The sequence below is a fragment of the Streptococcus troglodytae genome, from assembly GCF_002355215.1.
GTDB lineage: Bacteria > Bacillota > Bacilli > Lactobacillales > Streptococcaceae > Streptococcus > Streptococcus troglodytae.
The window spans coordinates 1,020,722-1,043,877 of sequence record NZ_AP014612.1 but is presented as its reverse complement, the minus strand read 5'-3'; the positions used below and the strand labels follow the sequence as shown (position 1 = coordinate 1,043,877).

The following is a 23,156-nucleotide window of genomic DNA, read 5'->3' as shown; positions in this document are numbered from 1 at the left end:
ATTAAGCTTACTTTAATTAATCATTTTTCGAGAGGAATGTTTATGAAAAAGTACTTACTGTTCCAGTGCTGGGTGCAGTTACATTCTTTCTTTCTCTCGTTTCAATATTTATCGGTGTTAAGAGTCTATCGCTTTTTGAACTGGGCTCTTTAGACGATTCACAACTTAACATTTTATTATCTAGTCGCATTCCTAGAACGGTTAGTATTTTAATTGCTGGCTCTAGTTTAGCCGTTTGTGGTTTAATTATGCAGCAATTAACGCAAAATAAATTTGTCTCTCCGACAACGGCTGGGACGATGGATTGGGCAAAGCTAGGTGTTGTTGTCACTATTATCTTTTTTAATAAATCTTCTTTACTATTGCAGTTGATTATTTCATCGATCTTTGTCATTTTTGGGTCTTTGTTTTTTATCTATCTTTTAAGGGTTATTAAATTTAAGAATGAAGTTTTCATTCCTTTAGTAGGTTTGATGTTGGGGAAAGTTGTATCTGCAATCAGTACTTTTTTAGGAGTACAGTTTCAGATATTGCAGTCTGTCAATAGTTGGTTGGAAGGTAATTTTTCCATCATGACTTCTCATCGATATGAGATTTTATTTTTGGTATTGCCTTGTTTGCTATTAATTTACCTTTATGCTTATCAGTTTACTATAGCTGGCTTGGGAGAAGATTTTTCTAAAAATCTAGGTTTGAATTATCAATTTATTATTAATTTAGGCTTGGTTATTGTTTCGGTTATGACAGCTATCATTGTAACAGTTGTTGGCAGTCTTCCTTTTTTAGGTTTGATTGTTCCTAATTTGATTTCCACCATCAAGGGCGATAATATGAAGAGCAACTTAATATTAACCTCTTTTTTAGGTGCTGTTATTGTGCTTATTTGTGATATTCTTGGACGTCTTATTATTTTTCCATATGAAGTTTCTATTGGATTGACTATGGGAATAATAGGAAGTATCTTTTTCCTTTATTTTTTAATGAAGGGAAGAAAGTGTTCATGATATTAACTTTCAAACAAAAATTATGGTTAATCTTAGTTCTAGTTATTACTTTATCAGCTCTTTACCTACTTTATGGCATCGGTCCAGATGTTAATAAATTTTTAATAATCTATATGGTCAATTCACGTTATAAGCGGTTATTAGCAATTTTACTGACAGCTGCATGTATTGGTGTTTCAACGCTTATCTTTCAAACGATTAGTAGCAATCGCATCTTAACACCAAGTATTATTGGTTTAGATAGTGTTTATGTCTTTATTCAGACAATTGTGCTGTTTTTCTTGGGAAGTCAGCAGGCTCTTAAAATGTCGGCATTGTCAAATTATTGCTTATCGTTATTGATTATGGTGGGCTTTGCATTTTTCCTGTTTAAGATCCTATTTAAACAGCAGGAGTATTCTATTTATTTTGTACTTCTTTGTGGTTTAATCTTAAATACCCTTTTTAGTTCTTTGTCATCTTTTTTTCAGATGCTCATTGATCCCAATGATTTTTTGATTTTGCAAACCAATTTGTTTGCTAGTTTTAATGCCATTAATACAAAATTATTGTGGATATCTCTTATTATAGTTGTTTTTGTGCTTTTAATTAGTTGGACTTCCTTGCGGAAATTGGATGTACTTTTATTGGGAAAAGATGTGGCGATTAGTTTGGGCTTGGATTATGATCTTCTGGTCATGAAATTTTTTATCTTAATATCTATTTTGATTGCAGTTTCGACAGCACTTGTCGGTCCAATTACCTTTCTTGGCCTTTTAGTGGTCAATCTCGCCTATCATATTTTTCCAACTTATCGGCATAGTATTTTGCTGCCAGCTAGCATTTTGATCGGTATGGTAGCATTGGTAGGTGGTCAAATTATTGTTCAGTATATCCTAACTTTAGAAACACAGCTGAGTGTTATTTTAAACTTTATTGGAGGAATTTACTTTATCCTCATTTTACTGAAAGAGAGTAAAGATAAATGATTTCTGTTAAAAACATTATCAAACGTTATCAACAAAAGCCTGTTCTTAACGATTTAACTTTGGATATTGAAAAAGGAAAAATCACAGCTGTCATCGGACCAAATGGTTCAGGGAAAAGTACATTTCTATCTGTTATTAGCCGTTTGATTGAGCAAGACAGTGGCCAAGTCCTATTAGAGGAAAAAGCATTAAAATCGTTTCGTAATAATGATTTAGCTAAAAGACTGGCTATTTTAAGGCAGACAAACTATATTAATCTCAAAATTACGGTAGCAGAATTAGTTGCTTTTGGAAGGTTCCCTCATCATCAAGGAAGATTGGCCCAAAACGATCAAGATAAAATAACACAAGCGCTTGCTTATATGGAACTTGACGGGCTCAAGGATCGCTTTCTTGATGAATTAAGTGGCGGTCAAGTACAACGAGCCTTTATTGCTATGATACTAGCTCAGGATACAGATTATATTTTACTAGATGAACCTTTAAATAATCTGGATATGAAACACTCTGTTCAGATTATGCAGATACTAAGGCGTTTGGTAAAAGATTTTAATAAAACAATTATACTTGTGATTCACGATATTAACTTTGCTTCTTGCTATGCTGACAATATTGTCGCTTTAAAAGAAGGAAAAATTATTGCCGATGGAAATGTGGATGAAGTGGTCAAAGAAGAAGTCTTGTCTAAAATCTACGATATGCCAATAAAAATTGAAACTTATCAAGGAAGAAAGATTTGTAACTATTTTGACCCTCAGGAGCAAACACATTGCGAAACAGCACATAAATTATTAAGCAAATAGCTGCTCTTTTTTCACGAAGCTTACTAGTTCAAAATAAGGAGATGAAAATGAAACGATTTAAAAACTTATTTGCAGCATTTTTACTTGTTACTTTTGCTTTTACTTTTACATCTAAGGCCTTTGCGGCTGATAAAACTGTAAAAGTGGAAAATAATTATGCCATAAAATCAGAAGATAAAAAATCAAATCCCAAAATGGTCAATGAGACGGTTACTGTTAAAAAGAATCCTCAAAAGGTTGTCGTTTACGATTTAGGAGCCTTGGATACTATCACCGCCTTAGGAAAAGAAAAAATGTTGTTGCTATTCCAAAATCTCAACATGGCCTTAATATGTTGAATAAAGATATGAAGAAAATTTATTCAGCTAAGAAATATCAAAATGCAGGTTCACTTTTTGAACCTGACTTTGAAACGATTGCAAAACTTCAACCAGACTTAATTGTTATCAGCGGGCGTTCCGCGACATCTAAAAATATCGAAGAGCTGAAAAAAGCAGCTCCAAAGGCTGCTATTGTTTACGGTTCAGCATCTATGGATGCTAATCTTATTACTGGCGTTAAAAAAAAGCAATAACCTTTGGTAAAATTTTCGGTAAGGAAAAGAAGGCTAAAGCATATAATAAAGAGCTTGATCAGTCTCTTAAAAAATTGAAAGCAAAAGTGAATCATTTAAAAAATCCATCAGCATTATTCGTTATTGCTAACAGTGGTGAGTTGTTAAGTCAATCGCCTAAAGGACGTTTTGGCTGGATTTTTAAGGAATTGGGATTTAAAGCGGTTAACGAGGGAGATAAAGTAAGCACCCATGGCTCGCCAGTTTCTTACGAGTATATTTCAGAAAAGAACCCTCAGTATCTCTTTGTTTTAGATAGAGGAGCAACAATTGGTCAGGATGCTTCTGCAGATAAGATTTTGCAGAATGATGTGATTAAGGATACAAATGCTATCAAAAACAAGCATGTTCTTCAAGTTAATGGTAAAAACTGGTATCTTAACACAGGCGGTATTAGAACAACTCAAACGATGATTAAAGAAGTGCAATCATTTATTAATAAAAATAAGAAAAAGCGTTCGATTTCCCGATTAATCGAACGCTTTCATGTTATAATGGAGCAAAAAGGAGGGCAAGACTATGTCTAATATGCTATCTAGAAAAATTGCTAATAAAGCAGTAGATTCTTTGAATAAGACAAAACATCGAGATCTTTATTATATTCTAATCAGTTTTGGTTTAGGTTTACTGTTTACTTTGGTCGGAATTTATAACATTTTTACAGAGGCTGCTAAAGACGTTACTACACGAATCATTGGTGTTATTTTATGCTTGGTATTGGGAATGCTGTTTTTATTTTTGGGAGCTGCTCTGCTTAGAATTAAATTTAAACAAAGTGAATCAGAAGATGGGAATAAATAGTATGACAAGCGAAAAAGAAAAAATGTTAGCTGGACAATTATATAATGCAGCTGATGCAGAACTACGTCAGTTGAGAGAAAAGGCCCGCCAGAATATAATGCTTTTTAATAATGAATTGGATCGTCAAAAAGCAAGTCATCTTTTGAAAGCTTGGTTCGGTGCTACTGGGGAAAATATTACAATTAATCCTCAATTCACCTGTGATTATGGAAGCAACATTTATGTTGGTGACCATTTTTATGCTAATGCCAATTGTACCTTTCTTGATGTTTGTGAAATTCGTATTGGTGATAATGCTATGATTGGACCTAACACCCAACTCTTAACCCCTCTTCATCCTTTAAATGCAAAAGAACGCGTTTCTGGTTTGGAATACGGCGCTCCAATTATCATAGGTGATAATCTTTGGATAGGTGGCGGCGTAACCATTTTACCAGGTGTTACTTTGGGTAATAATGTAGTGGTAGGAGCAGGATCTGTAGTAACCAAATCTTTTGGAGACAACCTTGTTTTAGCTGGTAACCCTGCTAAAATCATCAAAAAATTGGATTGATTCATGAAGACTTATCTTGTGATTGATATTGGCGGTAGCTTTATTAAATCGGCTTTAATTAATGAAGATCGGCAGTTATCTCAAAAGTCAAAGTATCCAACACCTAACAATATGACGGACTTTTTAGCTGTTTTGCAAAAGCTTATCACAGACCAAAGCCGGCTTATTTCAGGACTTGCTCTTGCTTGTCCTGGAGAAATCAATAGTAAAACAGGTTTTGTTTTTCATGGAGGGCTCATCCCTTATTTAAAAAATTTTCCTCTTGGCAGTTATTTCTCTAAGCAGTTCTCGCTCCCGACAACTGTAATCAATGATGCTGATGCGGCAGGTTTAGCGGAGGCTAGGTATGGAGTTTTGAGAAATCTTAATTGTGGTGCTATTCTTGTCCTTGGAACAGGTGTTGGTGTGTCTATTGTTTCAAAAAATAATCTGATTAGTTTGATAACTAATAATGTTCGGACAAAAAAGCCAAAAGATCGTTTGTTAGATTTTAGAAATCCTGATAGTCAAGCTTGGCCCCGTATTCGCCAATTATTTGATATACATCGTCGCGGTCTAGAAAATTTATTAACTAATACCGGCTCCGCAGTTCAATTTGTCAAAAAGGCTAGTGAAATCTTAAATTTGGTGGACGCAAATGGTCAGGCAGTTTTTCAAGCTTTAGAAACAAGTCCATCAGCAGCTTTAAAGGAATTATTTGAAAATTATAGCCAAGATATCGCCTATCTTATTCTTAATTTACAAAGTATTTTTCAGTTGGAAAAATTGGCCATTGGTGGCGGTATTAGTAGCCAGCCATCTTTGCTTACGGAAATTAATCGCCAATATGAACAGCTTATTTTATCAGAAAAATTTATCCAATCGTTTCCTCACATCCCAATTGTAGCTAGCCGTTTTCGTAATGAAGCCAATTTGATAGGAGCTTACTGTCATTTTCAAATACAGTCTTTTTATAATTTTTTCTAAATAATGTAATGAAACTCTGTCAATTGATAGAGTTTTTTTCGAATAGTTTAGATGGTGAGGTATAAAAATGGATAATTTTCAACTATTTAAACTTAAAAAGCTGGTCTAACAAATCTGAATATCTTGAATATTATTGATTATGAAGAAAGGACGCAAAAATCCTTGTCTCTTCGTGATATGGCTGTTGTTTCCAAAAATAAAAAGCCTTTAGTTTTTATGGAACATTACAAGAATCTTGATAACAAGGCATTACGCAAAGAATTTAATCGTTTTCCTTCTTTATCCATTTTGGATAAAGACTATCCCTTGGAACTTAAAAATATTTATAATCCGCCTGTTCTTCTATTTTATCAAGGAGACTTAGATTTGCTAGATCGGCCTAAATTAGCAGTAGTAGGCTCTCGCAACGCCAGTCAAATGGGAGTAGCTGCTGTTAAAAAGATCATACAAGACTTAAATAAACAATTTGTTATTATTAGCGGTTTGGCGCGTGGTATTGATACTGCAGCACATTTAGCAAGTCTTAAAAACGGGGGAGCAACAATCGCGGTCATCGGTACTGGACTAGATGTTCATTATCCTAAAGAAAATCGAAGACTGCAGGATTATATTGCAAAGAATCATTTGCTCTTATCAGAATATGAACCACAGAGTCAACCTCTTAAGTATCATTTTCCTGAGCGGAACCGCATTATTGCTGGTTTATCTCAGGGTGTTATGGTAGCAGAAGCAAAAATTCGTTCGGGTAGTCTGATTACTTGTGAACGTGCTATGGAAGAAGGACGCGATGTTTTTGTTGTACCAGGCAATATTTTAGACGGTCAGTCGGAAGGATGCCATCACCTGATTCAAGAAGGAGCGAAATGCATTACATCAGGTTTTGATATTTTAAATGAGTTTAATTTTTAAATAAAGTTTTCCTATAGTAGAAGTTTGTTCTTGACAGTATTCTAAAAATGATATATTATTCTAGAAGTTTATAACTTATAGGAAGTGTAGAATATTGACAAGTAAAACAACGACAACAGTAAAAAAGACTAGTAAAAAACGAGCGACTCCTAAGAAAAATTTAGTCATTGTCGAGTCACCTGCTAAGGCGAAAACCATTGAGAAGTATCTAGGACGTTCATATAAGGTGGTGGCTTCTGTAGGGCATATTCGTGACTTAAAAAAGTCAAGCATGTCCATTGATTTTGATAATAATTATGAGCCGCAGTATATTAATATTCGCGGCAAGGGTCCCTTAATCAATTCTCTAAAAAAAGAAGCTAAGAATGCCAAGCAAATCTTTTTAGCAAGTGACCCGGATCGTGAAGGAGAAGCAATTTCTTGGCATTTAGCTCATATTTTGGATTTAGATCCTAAAGGTAAAAATCGCGTTGTCTTTAATGAAATCACTAAAGATGCTGTCAAAAATGCCTTTGTCGAGCCGCGTCAAATTGACATGGATCTTGTTGATGCCCAACAAGCTCGTCGTGTTTTGGATAGAATTGTCGGTTATTCTATTTCTCCTATTCTTTGGAAAAAAGTTAAAAAAGGTCTTTCAGCTGGTCGCGTGCAGTCTGTTGCTCTTAAGCTTATTATTGATCGCGAAAATGAAATCAAAGCTTTTAAACCAGAGGAGTATTGGAGTATTAATGGTTTCTTTAAAAAAGGAAATAAGAAATTCCAAGCTAATTTTTATGGACTTGATGGCAAAAAAACAAAGTTAAAAATAAATGATGATGTTAAAGAAGTATTGGCTCGTATCAAGAGTGATGACTTTCTTGTTGACAAAGTAGAAAAGAAAGAACGCAAACGCAATGCACCGCTTCCTTATACGACATCTTCCTTACAACAAGACGCGGCCAATAAGATTAATTTCAGAACACGAAAAACCATGATGGTTGCTCAGCAGCTTTATGAAGGAATAAGACTTGGTTCTAGTGGCCAGCAGGGTCTGATTACCTATATGCGTACAGATTCAACTAGAATCAGCCCTGTGGCTCAAAATGACGCTGCTAATTACATCACTGAACATTTTGGTGCTAAATATTCTAAGCATGGAAATCGTGTTCGCAATGCCTCTGGTGCTCAAGATGCCCATGAAGCTATTCGTCCGTCTAATGTTAATCATACGCCTGAATCTATTGCTAAATATCTTGATAAGGATCAATTAAAGCTTTATACTCTCATCTGGAATCGTTTTGTTGCTAGTCAAATGACAGCAGCAGTTTTTGATACTGTTAAGGTTAATTTAACGCAAAACGGTGTCTTATTTATCGCTAACGGCAGTCAGATTAAGTTCAAGGGTTATATGGCTGTTTACAACGATTCTGATAAGACCAAAGTACTTCCTGAAATGGCAGAAGGAGAAACAGTTAAAAAGGTTTCAACCAATCCTGAACAGCATTTCACGCAGCCGCCTGCTCGTTATTCAGAAGCAAGTCTTATTAAGACTTTGGAAGAAAATGGTGTTGGTCGTCCATCAACCTATGCGCCAACTCTTGAAACGATCCAAAAGCGTTACTATGTACGTTTAGTATCTAAGCGTTTTGAGCCTACAGAACTTGGTGAAATTGTTAACTCCTTAATTGTGGAATTTTTCCCTGATATTGTTGATGTGAAATTCACTGCTGAAATGGAAAGCAAGTTGGATGAAGTTGAGGTTGGCAAAGAAGAGTGGCAAAAAGTTATTGATCGTTTCTATAAACCATTTGAAAAAGAGGTTGGTAAAGCAGAGAATCAGATGGAGAAGATCCAAATTAAGGATGAACCTGCTGGTTTTGATTGTGATGTTTGTGGGCATCCTATGGTCATTAAATTAGGTCGTTATGGTAAGTTTTATGCCTGCAGTAATTTTCCAGATTGCCGCAATACCAAGGCTATTACCAAGGAAATCGGAGTGACCTGTCCGATTTGTCACAAAGGTCAAGTCATTGAACGAAAAACGAAGCGTAATCGTATTTTCTATGGCTGTGATCGCTATCCTGATTGTGATTTTACGTCATGGAATAAACCTATAGGTCGCGATTGTCCAAAATCTGGAGATTTTCTTGTTGAGAAAAAAGTTCGTGGCGGCGGCAAACAAGTTGTTTGTAGTAATGAGGAGTGTGACTATAAGGAAAAAGCTGTTAAATAAAGAAAGTGATGAAGTTGATGTATTTGTGCTGCGCTTTTAAGTTGGATTAATAAAATTCTAACTTAAAAAGGAATCAGCTGTATTTCTGTTCACCTTTTTGTTTTAAGCTTATTATATTTGTACATATAAAAAACTCTAAAAAGAAAACTTTAAGAGGCTTTATAAGTCTGTAATGCTTCAGTTTATTCAAGATATTTATGAAAAAGACGATAATAGCTGTAGATAAAATGATTTTTATTTTGCATTAAAAGACAGTGCTAATATTTTAAAGAGCTTAATTGGAGAATTCGATGAATTAAGATATAATAAGCAAGTAATAAAAAGAAAGATTTTAGGGAGCTGTTTCTCCATCCCCAAAAGAGGTATTGGCTTTATGTCTCAATCTTATATTAATGTTGTTGGGGCTGGTCTTGCTGGCTCTGAAGCTGCTTATCAGATCGCTAAACGCGGTATTCCTGTCAAGCTTTATGAAATGCGTGGAGTTAAAAAAACACCTCAGCATAAAACAAGTCATTTTGCGGAATTAGTTTGTTCGAATTCTTTTCGTGGTGACAGTTTAACGAATGCTGTTGGTCTTCTCAAAGAAGAAATGCGCCGTCTGGACTCTATTATCATGCGAATTGGTGAAGCCCATCGTGTTCCTGCAGGTGGTGCTATGGCAGTTGATCGTCACGGCTATGCTCAAGCCGTTACAGCAGAAATTGAAAACAACCCTCTTATTCAGGTTATTCGAAACGAAATAACTGAAATTCCTGATGATGCTGTTACAGTGATTGCGACTGGTCCACTGACAAGTGACAGTCTGGCTGAAAAAATTTACAAACTAAACGGCGGTGAAGGGTTTTATTTTTATGACGCGGCGGCACCAATTGTCGATCAAGCTTCCGTGAATATGGGTAAGGTTTATCTCAAGTCACGTTACGATAAGGGAGAGGCTGCCTATCTCAATTGCCCTATGACTAAGGAGGAGTTTATGCGTTTTTATGAAGCTTTGATCAATGCTGAAGAAGCTCCGTTTAACTCCTTTGAAAAGGAAAAATACTTTGAAGGTTGCATGCCTATTGAGATTATGGCCAAGCGGGGCATAAAAACACTGCTTTACGGCCCCATGAAACCAGTTGGTCTGGAATACCCAAATGACTACAAGGGTCCCCGAGACGGTGATTATAAAGCTCCCTATGCTGTTGTACAGCTTCGACAAGATGATGCAGCTGGCAGTCTTTACAATATTGTTGGTTTTCAGACCCATCTTAAGTGGAGTGAGCAAAAACGTGTCTTTTCCATGATTCCAGGTCTAGAGCAAGCACATTTTGTCCGTTATGGCGTCATGCATCGCAACTCTTACATTGACTCCCCTAATCTTCTCACTCCCACCTTTGCAACGTGTAAAAATCCAAATCTATTTTTTGCTGGACAAATGACAGGTGTAGAAGGTTATGTTGAATCTGCAGCTTCTGGGCTTGTTGCTGGAATCAATGCTGTACGTCGTTTTAAAGATGAAGAAGCAGTAATCTTTCCGCAAACAACAGCGATTGGTGCTTTACCGTATTATATTACACATGCAAAAAGTAAGCATTTTCAACCAATGAATATTAATTTTGGTATCATCAAAGATCTGGGTGGATCACGTATTCGTGATAAGAAGGAACGTTATGAGAAGATTGCTGAGCGATCGCTTAAAGATCTACAAAAATTCTTAACTGTTTAAATAAGTTTTTTACAATATTGATCTTATTAAATATTGACTGAGATAGAAAATAACTATATTAGATTTGTTTGAAAACCTATTCTCATCTATTAATTGGCTTTTTTTGCTCGTTAGTTTTAGGGGGTTCGGCACGTAAGTAACTGATTTTATCGTTTCATTGCTAAAATTGGAGTTTGTAATCTCCAACTTTGCCAGATGCTGTAACCGCAGCAGCAACTGGAGGGTATTCTCTGTGTAAATGATGGACAATGGGCCTAGGGCGATTTTGTCGCCCTAAATAATTGCCTTGCGCTGTATAGTGAAAGTGATAGAACTATTTATAAGTTCTATCACGAGAAGTTAGTGAGACCTAGGATCGCCAAAAAGGGATGGAACGCCCTTGAATTTCTAAAATAGTTTGCTGGACTATTCACTTTTCGCTCTCACTGCTTAAGGAAAGCAATAGATAGAAATAATGAGTCGCCAAACAAGTCTATTTAAAAAGTGTCATTTTATAAAAGCAGCAATCAAAGTCTGGAAATAATGCATTCTTAGTGTTTCAAAAAACAACAAGTTCACATCTGAAGTTTAAATGTAAAAAACGACAGCAATTAGACTGTTGTTTTTTGTGGGATAGTTTTGGTTTTAGGTATTTTTATAATGTTATCATAATAAATAAAAGGAAAAATTTGAATATTCTTTTTTAGTTTTAAAGAAAAAAGAATTTTTGTTGCAAAAACATTGTTTTATTATTAGAAAGGTGTTACAATTATAACGTTTTGAATAAAACAGTTTAAAATTTGGAGGTTCCTAATGGACAAGAAAGTGCGTTATAAACTGCGCAAAGTTAAGAAAAGATGGGTGACAGTATCTGTTGCATCTGCTGTAATGACTTTAACTACACTTTCGGGTGGTTTGGTTAAAGCAGATTCTAATGAAGCAAAATCCCAAGTTTCTAATGATTCTAATACTAGTGTTGTTACTACTAATGAAGAATCTAATGTAACAACCGAGTCGACATCTAAGCAAGAAACTGCTAGTAGTCAAACTGATCATACAGTAACGACAAGCAGTGGCTCTACTTCAGTAGTTAATCCCAAAGAGACTGTAAGTAATCCTTACACGGTTGAAAAAACGGCTTCTGATGATGAAAAGCCCCAAAATCAAACAACTACAGTTGATAAAACTTCTGAAGCTGTTGCTAATAATATTGGCAACCAAACAACAGAAGCAGATACAGATGTTGTTGATGATAGTAATACAGCCAATCTACAAATATTGGAAAAACTCCCCAATGTAAAAGAAATTGATGGTAAGTATTATTATTATGACAACAACGGCAAAGTTCGTACTAATTTTACGTTGATTGCTGACGGCAAAATTTTACATTTTGATGAAACTGGTGCTTATACTGATACATCAATTGACACTGTAAATAAAGATATCGTCACAACAAGAAGTAATCTATACAAAAAATATAATCAAGTTTATGATCGCTCTGCACAGAGCTTCGAACATGTTGATCATTATTTGACAGCTGAGAGTTGGTATCGTCCTAAGTACATCTTGAAAGATGGTAAAACATGGACAAAATCAACAGAAAAAGATTTCCGTCCTTTATTGATGACATGGTGGCCGAGTCAAGAAACACAGCGTCAATATGTCAACTACATGAATGCACAACTTGGCATTAACAAGACTTATGATGATACAAGCAATCAATTGCAATTAAATATTGCAGCTGCAACTATTCAAGCAAAAATTGAGGCCAAAATTACAACTTTAAAGAATACTGATTGGCTGCGTCAGACTATTTCAGCATTTGTTAAGACACAGTCAGCTTGGAACAGTGAGAGCGAAAAACCGTTTGATGATCACTTACAAAATGGAGCAGTACTTTATGATAATGAAGGCAAATTAACGCCGCATGCTAATTCCAACTACCGTATTTTAAATCGCACCCCAACCAATCAAACCGGAAAGAAAGATCCACGGTATACAGCTGATAACACTATCGGCGGTTATGAATTCCTTTTGGCCAACGATGTGGATAATTCCAATCCTGTTGTTCAGGCAGAACAGCTGAACTGGCTGCATTTTCTCATGAACTTTGGTAACATTTATGCCAACGATCCTGATGCTAACTTTGATTCCATTCGTGTTGATGCGGTGGACAATGTGGATGCTGACTTACTTCAAATCGCTGGTGATTACCTCAAAGCTGCTAAAGGGATTCATAAAAATGACAAGGCTGCCAATGATCATTTGTCTATTCTCGAAGCCTGGAGTGACAATGATACCCCTTATCTTCATGATGATGGCGATAACATGATTAACATGGACAACAAATTGCGTCTGTCTCTCTTATTCTCACTAGCTAAACCCTTGAATCAACGTTCAGGCATGAATCCTCTCATCACTAACAGTCTGGTGAATCGAACAGATGATAACGCTGAAACTGCCGCAGTCCCTTCTTATTCCTTCATTCGTGCCCATGACAGTGAAGTGCAGGATTTGATTCGTGATATTATCAAGGCAGAAATCAATCCTAATGTTGTTGGTTATTCTTTCACCATGGAGGAAATCAAGAAAGCTTTCGAGATTTACAACAAAGATTTATTGGCTACAGAGAAGAAATACACACACTATAATACGGCGCTTTCTTATGCCCTGCTCTTGACCAACAAATCCAGTGTGCCGCGTGTCTATTACGGCGATATGTTCACAGATGACGGTCAGTACATGGCTCATAAGACCATTAATTACGAAGCCATCGAAACTCTGCTTAAAGCACGGATTAAGTATGTTTCAGGCGGTCAGGCCATGCGCAATCAGCGGGTTGGCAATTCTGAAATTATTACATCTGTTCGTTATGGTAAGGGAGCTCTGAAGGCAACGGATACAGGGGATCAGACGACACGCACTTCTGGAGTGGCCGTGATTGAAGGCAATAACCCTTCTTTACGTTTGAATGATACTGATCGCGTTGTTATCAATATGGGAGCTGCCCATAAGAATCAAGCTTACCGACCTTTACTCTTGACCACAGATAACGGTATCAAAGCTTATCATTCTGATCAAGAAGCAGCTGGTTTGGTGCGCTACACCAATGACAGAGGGGAATTGATCTTCACAGCGGCTGATATCAAAGGCTATGCCAATCCTCAAGTTTCTGGCTATTTAGGTGTTTGGGTGCCAGTAGGAGCTGCAGCTGATCAAGATGTCCGTGTGGCAGCCAGCACTGCCCCATCGACAGACGGCAAATCAGTGCATCAAAATGCAGCCCTTGATTCCCGTGTCATGTTTGAAGGCTTCTCAAATTTCCAAGCTTTTGCGACTACAAAAGAAGAGTATACGAATGTGGTCATTGCTAAGAATGTGGATAAGTTTGCGGAATGGGGTGTTACAGACTTTGAGATGGCACCGCAATATGTGTCTTCAACAGATGGTTCCTTCTTGGATTCTGTAATTCAAAATGGCTATGCCTTTACGGATCGTTATGATCTGGGAATTTCCAAACCTAATAAATACGGGACAGCCGATGATTTGGTTAAGGCCATCAAGGCATTGCACAGCAAGGGCATTAAGGTTATGGCTGACTGGGTGCCTGATCAAATGTATGCTTTCCCTGAAAAAGAAGTGGTTACAGCAACACGCGTTGATAAGTTTGGAAAACCTGTTGAAGGCTCACAAATTAAGAGTGTTCTTTATGTTGCTGACAGCAAGAGTTCCGGAAAGGACCAGCAGGCTAAGTATGGGGGAGCTTTCTTAGAAGAGCTGCAAGCTAAATATCCAGAGCTCTTTGCCAGAAAGCAAATTTCAACAGGGGTTCCGATGGATCCAACTGTTAAGATTAAGCAATGGTCTGCCAAGTACTTTAATGGAACAAACATTTTAGGACGGGGAGCAGGCTATGTCCTAAAAGATCAGGCAACTAATACTTACTTTAATATTTCAGATAATAAGGAAATAAACTTCCTTCCTAAAACGTTATTAAACCAAGATAGTCAAGTTGGTTTCTCTTATGACGGTAAAGGTTATGTTTATTATTCAACGAGTGGTTACCAAGCCAAAAATACTTTCATCAGCGAAGGTGACAAATGGTATTATTTCGATAATAGCGGCTATATGGTCACTGGTGCTAGAACTATTAACGGTGCTAATTATTACTTCTTATCAAATGGTCTACAGCTCAGAGATGCTATTCTCAAGAATGAAGATGGAACTTACGCTTATTATGGAAATGACGGTCGCCGTTATGAAAATGGTTATTATCAATTCATGAGTGGTGTATGGCGTCACTTCAATAATGGTGAAATGAGTGTTGGCTTAACTGTTGTTGATGGTCAGGTTCAATACTTTGATGAAATGGGTTACCAAGCTAAAGGGAAATTTGTAACAACTGCTAATGGTAAAATAAGATATTTTGATAAGCATTCTGGGAACATGCATCGTAATCGTTTTATTGAAAATGAAGAAGGTAAATGGCTGTATCTTGGTGAAGATGGTGCAGCAGTGATAGGCTCTCAAACGATTAACGGTCAGCACCTATACTTTAGAGCAAACGGTGTTCAGGTCAAGGGTGAATTTGTCACTGACCGCCACGGCCGCATCAGCTATTACGACGGCAATTCAGGGGATCAAATCCGTAACCGCTTTGTCCGCAATGCTCAGGGTCAATGGTTCTACTTTGATAACAATGGCTATGCCGTAACAGGTGCCAGAACTATCAATGGTCAGCACCTATACTTTAGAGCAAACGGTGTTCAGGTCAAGGGTGAATTTGTTACCGACCGCTACGGCCGCATCAGTTATTACGACGGCAATTCAGGGGATCAAATCCGTAACCGCTTTGTCCGCAATGCTCAGGGTCAATGGTTCTACTTTGATAACAATGGCTATGCCGTAACAGGTGCCAGAACTATCAATGGTCAGCACCTATACTTTAGAGCAAACGGTGTTCAAGTCAAGGGTGAATTTGTTACTGATCGCCACGGCCGCATCAGCTATTACGATGCTAACTCTGGAGAACGAGTTTGGATTAACTAGTTGAAAAAACGCTCTCTTAAATAATTTAAGAGAGCGTTTCTAGGGTAATAAGTTTTAAATATTATTTATTATTTTTCTAAAAAAAGAAGAATTTTATTATAAATTAATTACGACACATTGTACTTTTGTTATAAAAGTGTTACAATGATAGTGTTTTATATCAAAACACTATCTCTAACTATTTTTGGAGGAAATATGGAAAAGAAAGTACGTTTTAAATTACGTAAAGTGAAGAAAAGATGGGTGACAGTATCTGTTGCTTCAGCTGTAGTGACTTTGACCTCTCTTTCAGGAAGTCTAGTAAAAGCAGATTCAAGCGACGACAGCCAACAGGCGGTTACAGAATCTCAGGCTAGTCTTGTGACGACAAGTGAAGCAGCAAAAGGAAATTTGACTGCTACTGATACAAGTACAATAACTTCAGCAACAACTCAAACAGCCGCAACTGTTACTGATAATGCTTCTACAACAAACCAGTCCACAAATACTGCTGCTAATACAGCTAATTTTGACGTTAAACCAACAACAACTTCAGAACAGTCTAAAACTGTTAATAGCGATAAAATAATTGCTACATCAAAAGCGGTAAACCGTTTAACTGCGACTGGCAAATTTGTTCCTGCTAACAATAATACTGCACGTCCAAGAACTGTTACTGATAAAATAGTTCCAGTAAAACCAAAGATTGGTAAAGTAGAACAGCAGCCGTCATCACTTAGTCAAGATGATATTGCAGCCTTAGGTAATGTTAAAAATATCAAAAAAGTGAACGGTAAATATTATTATTATAAAGAAGATGGAACTCTTCAAAAGAACTATGCTTTAAACATTAATGGGAAAACTTTCTTCTTTGATGAAACGGGAGCATTATCAAATAATACTTTACCTAGTAAAAAGGGTAATATCACTAATAATGATAACACTAATAGCTTTGCTCAATATAATCAGGTCTATAGTACAGATGCTGCAAACTTCGAACATGTTGATCATTATTTGACAGCTGAGAGTTGGTATCGTCCTAAGTACATCTTGAAAGATGGTAAAACATGGACACAGTCAACAGAAAAAGATTTCCGTCCTTTATTGATGACATGGTGGCCTGACCAAGAAACACAGCGTCAATATGTCAACTATATGAATGCACAGCTTGGGATCAAGCAAACATACAATACAGCAACCAGTCCGCTTCAATTAAATTTAGCGGCTCAGACAATACAAACTAAGATCGAAGAAAAGATCACTGCAGAAAAGAATACCAATTGGCTGCGTCAGACTATTTCAGCATTTGTTAAGACACAGTCAGCTTGGAACAGTGAGAGCGAAAAACCGTTTGATGATCACTTACAAAAAGGGGCATTGCTTTATAGTAACAATAGCAAGCTAACTTCACAGGCTAATTCCAACTACCGTATTTTAAATCGCACCCCGACCAATCAAACCGGAAAGAAAGATCCGCGGTATACAGCCGATCGCACCATCGGTGGTTACGAGTTCTTGCTAGCTAATGATGTGGATAATTCCAATCCTGTTGTTCAGGCAGAACAGCTGAACTGGCTGCATTTTCTCATGAACTTTGGTAACATTTATGCCAACGATCCTGATGCTAACTTTGATTCCATTCGTGTTGATGCGGTGGATAATGTGGATGCTGACTTAATCCAAATCGCTGGTGATTACCTCAAAGCTGCTAAAGGGATTCATAAAAATGATAAGGCTGCCAATGATCATTTGTCTATTTTAGAGGCATGGAGCTATAACGACACTCCTTACCTTCATGATGATGGCGATAACATGATTAACATGGACAATAGATTACGTCTTTCCTTGCTTTATTCATTAGCTAAACCCTTGAATCAACGTTCAGGCATGAATCCTCTCATCACTAACAGTCTGGTGAATCGAACAGATGATAACGCTGAAACTGCCGCAGTCCCTTCTTATTCCTTCATTCGTGCCCATGACAGTGAAGTGCAGGATTTGATTCGCAATATTATTAGAGCAGAAATCAATCCTAATGTTGTTGGTTATTCTTTCACCATGGAGGAAATCAAGAAAGCTTTCGAGATTTACAACAAAGACTTACTGGCTACAGAGAAGAAATACACACACTATAATACGGCGCTTTCTTATGCCCTGCTTTTAACTAACAAATCTAGTGTGCCGCGTGTCTATTACGGCGATATGTTCACAGATGATGGTCAGTACATGGCTCATAAGACCATTAATTACGAAGCCATCGAAACCCTGCTTAAAGCACGGATTAAGTATGTTTCAGGCGGTCAAGCCATGCGAAACCAAAGTGTTGGCAATTCTGAAATCATTACGTCTGTTCGCTATGGTAAGGGAGCCCTGAAGGCAACGGATACAGGGGATCAGACGACACGCACTTCTGGAGTGGCCGTGATTGAAGGCAATAACCCTTCTTTACGTTTGCGTTCTTATGATCGTGTTGTTGTCAATATGGGAGCTGCCCATAAGAATCAAGCTTACCGACCTTTACTCTTGACCACAGATAACGGTATCAAGGCTTATCATTCTGATCAAGAAGCGGCTGGTTTGGTGCGCTACACCAATGACAGAGGGGAATTGATCTTCACAGCGGCTGATATCAAAGGCTATGCCAATCCTCAAGTTTCTGGCTATTTAGGTGTTTGGGTGCCAGTAGGAGCTGCAGCTGATCAAGATGTCCGTGTGGCAGCCAGCACTGCCCCATCGACAGACGGCAAATCAGTGCATCAAAATGCAGCCCTTGATTCTCGTGTCATGTTTGAAGGCTTCTCAAATTTCCAAGCTTTTGCGACTACAAAAGAAGAGTATACGAATGTGGTCATTGCTAAGAATGTGGATAAGTTTGCGGAATGGGGTGTTACAGACTTTGAGATGGCACCGCAGTATGTGTCTTCAACAGATGGTTCTTTCTTGGATTCTGTAATTCAAAATGGCTATGCCTTTACGGATCGTTATGATTTGGGGATTTCCAAACCTAATAAATACGGGACAGCCGATGATTTGGTTAAGGCCATCAAGGCATTGCACAGCAAGGGCATCAAGGTTATGGCTGACTGGGTGCCTGATCAAATGTATGCTTTCCCTGAAAAAGAAGTTGTTGAAGTCACTCGTGTGGACAAGTATGGCCATCCTGTTGCAGGCAGTCAAATCAAAAACACACTTTATGTAGTTGATGGTAAGAGTTCCGGAAAGGACCAGCAGGCTAAGTATGGGGGAGCTTTCTTAGAGGAGCTGCAAGCTAAATATCCAGAGCTTTTTGCCAGAAAGCAAATTTCAACAGGGGTTCCGATGGATCCAACTGTTAAGATTAAGCAATGGTCTGCCAAGTACTTTAATGGAACAAACATTTTAGGACGGGGAGCAGGTTATGTCTTGAAGGATCAGGCAACCAATACTTATTTCAGTCTTGCTGCAGATAATACCTTCCTTCCGAAATCATTAGTTAATCCGGATCATGGAACGAGCAGTTCTGTAATAGGATTAGTGTATGATGGTAAAGGCTATACTTATCATTCAACAAGCGGCAACCAAGCTAAAAATGCTTTCATTAGCTTAGGAAATAATTGGTATTATTTCGATAACAACGGCTATATGGTCACTGGTGCTAGAACTATTAACGGTGCTAATTATTATTTCTTATCAAATGGTATTCAATTGAGAAATGCTATTTATGATAATGGTAATAAAATATTGTCTTATTATGGAAATGACGGTCGCCGTTATGAAAATGGTTATTATCTCTTTGGTCAACAATGGCGTTATTTCCAAAATGGTGTTATGGCTGTCGGCTTAACACGTGTTCATGGTGCTGTTCAATACTTTGATGCTTCTGGGTTCCAAGCTAAAGGACAGTTTATTACAACTGCTGATGGAAAGCTGCATTATTTTGATAGAGACTCAGGAAATCAAATTTCAAATCGCTTTGTTAGAAATTCCAAGGGAGAATGGTTCTTGTTTGATCACAATGGTGTTGCTGTAACTGGTACGATAACGTTCAATGGACAACGTCTTTACTTTAAACCTAATGGTGTTCAAGCTAAAGGAGAATTTATCAGAGATGCAAATGGATATCTAAGATATTATGATCCTAATTCCGGAAATGAAGTTCGTAATCGCTTTGTTAGAAATTCTAAGGGAGAATGGTTCTTATTTGATCACAATGGTATCGCTGCAACTGGTGCCAGAGTTGTTAACGGACAACGCCTCTACTTTAAGTCTAATGGTGTTCAAGCTAAGGGTGAGCTCATTACAGAGCGTAAAGGTCGTATTAAATATTATGATCCTAATTCTGGAAATGAAGTTCGTAATCGTTATGTAAGAACATCATCAGGAAACTGGTACTATTTTGGTAATGATGGTTATGCCTTAATTGGTTGGCATGTTGTTGAAGGAAGACGTGTTTACTTTGATGAAAATGGTATTTATCGTTATGCCAGTCATGATCAAAGAAACCACTGGGATTATGATTACAGAAGAGACTTTGGTCGTGGCAGCAGCAGTGCTGTTCGTTTTAGACACCCTCGTAATGGATTCTTTGACAATTTCTTTAGATTTTAATACTTATCTTAGAAGAACAGTATTTTAATTATTTCATCTTCTAACGTTAAAAAGAAGTCTGAGCTGTAAATTTCTCAGGCTTCTTTTTGGTTGTTATCAAAAAAGGCAGAGTCAAACTAAAATATTGTTTGGTTTCGGTTAAATTAATGTCAATGCTTACAATTTTGTAAGCTACGATTCTTTAAGTGTAAGATATCTTTTCTTTTTTATTTTAAGATAGTAGTATAAATAAATTAAGTTATAATGATAAAAAGGAGAAGTTATGTTTTTAGAAATCAATCACTTAGAAAAAGTTTTTCGAACCCGTTTTTCAAAAGAAGAGACGCATGCCTTACAAGATGTTGACTTTAAAGTGGATAAGGGAGAATTTATCGCTATTATGGGAGAATCAGGTTCTGGTAAGACAACTTTACTTAACATTTTAGCAACCTTAGAAAAACCGACAAATGGGGCAGTTATTCTAAATGGCCAAGACATTACCAAAATCAAAGAAAACAATTTGGCAACATTTCGTCTAAAAAACTTAGGTTTTGTCTTTCAAGAGTTTAATTTGTTGGATACACTTTCTGTTAAGGACAACATCTTTTTACCTTTGGTGCTTGCTCGTAAAGACTATAAGGAGATGGAAAAACACTTATATCGCCTTGCTCCGAAATTACGGATTCAAGAGTTATTAGAAAAGCGTCCTTTTGAACTTTCTGGTGGTCAAAAACAACGTGTTGCTATTGCTCGCAGTCTGATTACCAATCCACAAATCCTTTTAGCAGATGAGCCAACAGCAGCACTGGATTATCGTAATTCAGAAGACTTATTGACTTTATTTGAAGCTATTAACAATGATGACCAAACAATTCTGATGGTCACTCACTCAGCTAATGCTGCTAGTCATGCTAAACGTGTTCTTTTTATCAAAGATGGACGAATATTTCACCAACTCTATAGAGGAAATAAAAACAATCAAGAATTTAGCAAAGAAATTTCTCTAAGTATGGCAGCACTGTTAGGAGGTGAGTAGCATGTTCTATCTTAAACTTGCTTTTAATAATATTAAGCAGTCTTTTAAACATTTTGCCCCCTTTTTTCTAGTCAGTGTGACGACTTTTATTTTTAGTACTATTACGGTACTCCTTATGACTAGTCCATCTGCTAAGTCTATGGGGGCAGGAGTTTATGCTCTAGGTTTGGCTACTATAGTACTTGATATCTTAGCAGCTATTCTTTGTTTGTATAGTTACAACTTCCTTCTTAAACAGCGTAATCACGAGTTTGGGCTGTATAATATTTTAGGAATGAACAAGAAGCATATCATTTGGGTATCAACATTGGAGCTGATAGTCGCTTATTTAGTGACAATTATCCTAGGGACCTTTCTAAGTGCAGTTCTCTCAAATTTTTTCTACTTGATTTTTGTCAATATCATTCAGTATGAAAATCTCAATTTTCAATTAACACTACCAGCTTTTGTGATTAATCTTATTCTTTTTGCTGTCATTTTCTTATTTTTAGAGTTGGTGAATATTATCAGAATCAGCAGAACATCAGCTCTTAATCTCTTTAGCAATCAAAGTCAAGGAGAGCGTGAGCCAAGAGGAAATATTGTTTTAGCTTTTATTGGTATCTTAGCGATTGGTTATGGTTACTATTTATCTGTCACCTCTGGGAATGTCAATGCTATATTTGGTATTACGCGCTTTTTCCAAGCTATTCTAGCAGTTATTTTAGGAACTTATCTCTTTTACATTAGTTTTACTACTTGGTATTTGAAACGCCGTCGTAAGAACAAATCTTATTTTTATCAACCAGAGCATTTTGTAACAACTTCGCAAATGATTTTTCGTATGAAACAAAATGCCGTCGGTTTAGCTAATATTACTTTGCTAGCCATTATGGCTTTTGTAACCATATTTTCAACAGTAGCGCTCTATACAAGTAGTGAAAACATGGTTAAAATGGCCTATCCCAAAAATGCTCAAATTGAGATGAAACATATCAGTAACCGTCAACAGGCTGAAGAAATTTTTCAAAAGCATGTCTTAGCACCGCTCAAAAAAGCCGGCTATAATAGTAAAGCAAAATTTTCATCTTACCTTGATATCAGCTATCCTGTTCTTTTTACACAAAAGCAAAATTTAGTTCTTGATAAGTCTATTGCAACTGATAAAACAGTCTATAAAGACAGTCATGCTGGCACAATGGAAGTCATAACGCAAGATGATTTCCGTTCTATAGGTAATAAAGTTCCTCAATTATCAGCAGGAGAAGTGGCCTTTTACAGTTATAGCCAAAATACCACTGTTAAACCCTTTAAAACCTTAACTTGGTTTGGTCAAACTTATAAGAATGTTTATCATATAAAATCTATTAAAAATATGGTGATTAGTAATTCAGCAACACCTGCCGGTGTTCTCGTTGTTCCTGATGATGCGACTATGGAGGCTATGCGTAAACCTTATGATGATGTCTCAAAATATGATTATACCTATACATTTTTAGCTTTTGCTAATTTAACGAATAAAGAAAAACAGCTTTTAAATAGAATGAGTCAGGCTAAGCATGGGCTTCTCTATGGTGATGATGATACAGCTGTTCTTTACTCAACTGCTGCGAATTATCGTACTGAAGGGTTGAGAATGACTGGCGGTTTCCTCTTTACAGGATTTCTATTGGGAATTGCCTTCTTACTTGGTGCTGCTTTAATTATATATTATAAACAGCTTTCAGAAGGAACACAAGATAAGCGTTCTTATAAAATTTTACAAGAAGTGGGTATGAGCTTAAAACAAATTAAGAAAACGATCAATTCGCAAATTATCCTAGTTTTCTTCTTGCCTTTACTTATGGCTATCGTACATTTTGTTTTTGCTTTGCCTATTCTTAAAAAGCTGCTCTTCCTATTTGGTGTACAAGGTGATAAATTCCTCTATACTGTTAGTGCTCTAACTGTAGTTGGAATCTTGATTATTTATTTCATTATTTACAAGTTAACGAGCAGAACTTACTATAAAATTATCGAAAGATAAAAAGT

12 protein-coding genes and 2 pseudogenes are annotated in these 23,156 nt (G+C 36.8%); all 14 read left to right on the top strand.

Annotation, left to right across the window (positions count from 1 at the left end):
- Positions 1–65 precede the first annotated feature (65 nt).
- The 14 genes and pseudogenes from SRT_RS05280 to SRT_RS05215 all read left to right on the top strand — a co-directional run bounded on the left by SRT_RS05280 (position 66) and on the right by SRT_RS05215 (position 23,151).
- Positions 66–1,004 (top strand): ABC transporter permease, encoded by a 939-nt coding sequence (locus tag SRT_RS05280; protein ID WP_128833312.1) that lies wholly within the window; start codon positions 66–68, stop codon positions 1,002–1,004.
- On the top strand, positions 1,001–1,972 hold the full coding sequence (locus SRT_RS05275) for an iron chelate uptake ABC transporter family permease subunit (RefSeq protein WP_128833311.1): 972 nt from the start codon (positions 1,001–1,003) through the stop codon (positions 1,970–1,972). Before SRT_RS05280 ends, SRT_RS05275 begins: the two co-directional genes overlap by 4 nt.
- Positions 1,969–2,775: an iron ABC transporter ATP-binding protein gene (locus SRT_RS05270; RefSeq protein ID WP_128833310.1), complete on the top strand. Its 807-nt coding sequence runs from the start codon at positions 1,969–1,971 to the stop codon at positions 2,773–2,775. The genes SRT_RS05275 and SRT_RS05270 overlap by 4 nt, the downstream gene beginning before the upstream one ends.
- Before the next feature lie 47 nt (positions 2,776–2,822).
- Positions 2,823–3,831 (top strand): annotated as a pseudogene (locus SRT_RS05265) (siderophore ABC transporter substrate-binding protein); the annotation flags it as partial.
- 76 nt (positions 3,832–3,907) lie between these two features.
- Positions 3,908–4,189, top strand: a complete 282-nt coding sequence (locus tag SRT_RS05260) for a hypothetical protein (protein ID WP_128833309.1) — start codon at positions 3,908–3,910, stop codon at positions 4,187–4,189.
- A gap of 1 nt (position 4,190) precedes the next feature.
- Entirely contained in the window at positions 4,191–4,742 is a 552-nt protein-coding gene (locus tag SRT_RS05255; RefSeq protein ID WP_128833308.1) for a sugar O-acetyltransferase, read from the top strand.
- 3 nt (positions 4,743–4,745) lie between these two features.
- Entirely contained in the window at positions 4,746–5,708 is a 963-nt protein-coding gene (locus tag SRT_RS05250) for an ROK family protein (protein ID WP_128833307.1), read from the top strand.
- A 67-nt stretch (positions 5,709–5,775) separates the two neighbouring features.
- Positions 5,776–6,617 (top strand): annotated as a pseudogene (dprA, locus tag SRT_RS05245) (DNA-processing protein DprA).
- Positions 6,618–6,711: 94 nt separating this feature from the next.
- A complete protein-coding gene (topA, locus tag SRT_RS05240; RefSeq protein WP_128833306.1) occupies positions 6,712–8,829 on the top strand; it encodes a type I DNA topoisomerase in 2,118 nt (705 codons plus the stop codon).
- A 373-nt stretch (positions 8,830–9,202) separates the two neighbouring features.
- Positions 9,203–10,537, top strand: a complete 1,335-nt coding sequence (gene trmFO, locus SRT_RS05235; protein ID WP_128833305.1) for a methylenetetrahydrofolate--tRNA-(uracil(54)-C(5))-methyltransferase (FADH(2)-oxidizing) TrmFO — start codon at positions 9,203–9,205, stop codon at positions 10,535–10,537.
- A 792-nt stretch (positions 10,538–11,329) separates the two neighbouring features.
- On the top strand, positions 11,330–15,565 hold the full coding sequence (gtfB, locus tag SRT_RS05230) for a glucosyltransferase GtfB (RefSeq protein WP_128833304.1): 4,236 nt from the start codon (positions 11,330–11,332) through the stop codon (positions 15,563–15,565).
- Between the two features lie 195 nt (positions 15,566–15,760).
- On the top strand, positions 15,761–20,131 hold the full coding sequence (gene gtfC, locus SRT_RS05225; protein ID WP_128833303.1) for a glucosyltransferase GtfC: 4,371 nt from the start codon (positions 15,761–15,763) through the stop codon (positions 20,129–20,131).
- 262 nt (positions 20,132–20,393) lie between these two features.
- A complete protein-coding gene (locus SRT_RS05220) occupies positions 20,394–21,146 on the top strand; it encodes an ABC transporter ATP-binding protein (protein ID WP_128833302.1) in 753 nt (250 codons plus the stop codon).
- Position 21,147: 1 nt separating this feature from the next.
- Entirely contained in the window at positions 21,148–23,151 is a 2,004-nt protein-coding gene (locus tag SRT_RS05215) for an ABC transporter permease (RefSeq protein WP_128833301.1), read from the top strand.
- Positions 23,152–23,156: the final 5 nt, after the last annotated feature.

Excerpts from the sequence above, each read along its gene's own strand:
- SRT_RS05275 (WP_128833311.1), top strand. The coding sequence starts at position 1,001 with ATGATATTAACTTTCAAACAAAAATTATGGTTAATCTTAGTTCTAGTT.
- SRT_RS05270 (WP_128833310.1), top strand. The coding sequence starts at position 1,969 with ATGATTTCTGTTAAAAACATTATCAAACGTTATCAACAAAAGCCTGTT.
- SRT_RS05260 (WP_128833309.1), top strand. The coding sequence starts at position 3,908 with ATGTCTAATATGCTATCTAGAAAAATTGCTAATAAAGCAGTAGATTCT.
- SRT_RS05255 (WP_128833308.1), top strand. The coding sequence starts at position 4,191 with ATGACAAGCGAAAAAGAAAAAATGTTAGCTGGACAATTATATAATGCA.
- SRT_RS05250 (WP_128833307.1), top strand. The coding sequence starts at position 4,746 with ATGAAGACTTATCTTGTGATTGATATTGGCGGTAGCTTTATTAAATCG.
- trmFO (WP_128833305.1), top strand. The coding sequence starts at position 9,203 with ATGTCTCAATCTTATATTAATGTTGTTGGGGCTGGTCTTGCTGGCTCT.
- gtfB (WP_128833304.1), top strand. The coding sequence starts at position 11,330 with ATGGACAAGAAAGTGCGTTATAAACTGCGCAAAGTTAAGAAAAGATGG.
- gtfC (WP_128833303.1), top strand. The coding sequence starts at position 15,761 with ATGGAAAAGAAAGTACGTTTTAAATTACGTAAAGTGAAGAAAAGATGG.
- SRT_RS05220 (WP_128833302.1), top strand. The coding sequence starts at position 20,394 with ATGTTTTTAGAAATCAATCACTTAGAAAAAGTTTTTCGAACCCGTTTT.
- SRT_RS05215 (WP_128833301.1), top strand. The coding sequence starts at position 21,148 with ATGTTCTATCTTAAACTTGCTTTTAATAATATTAAGCAGTCTTTTAAA.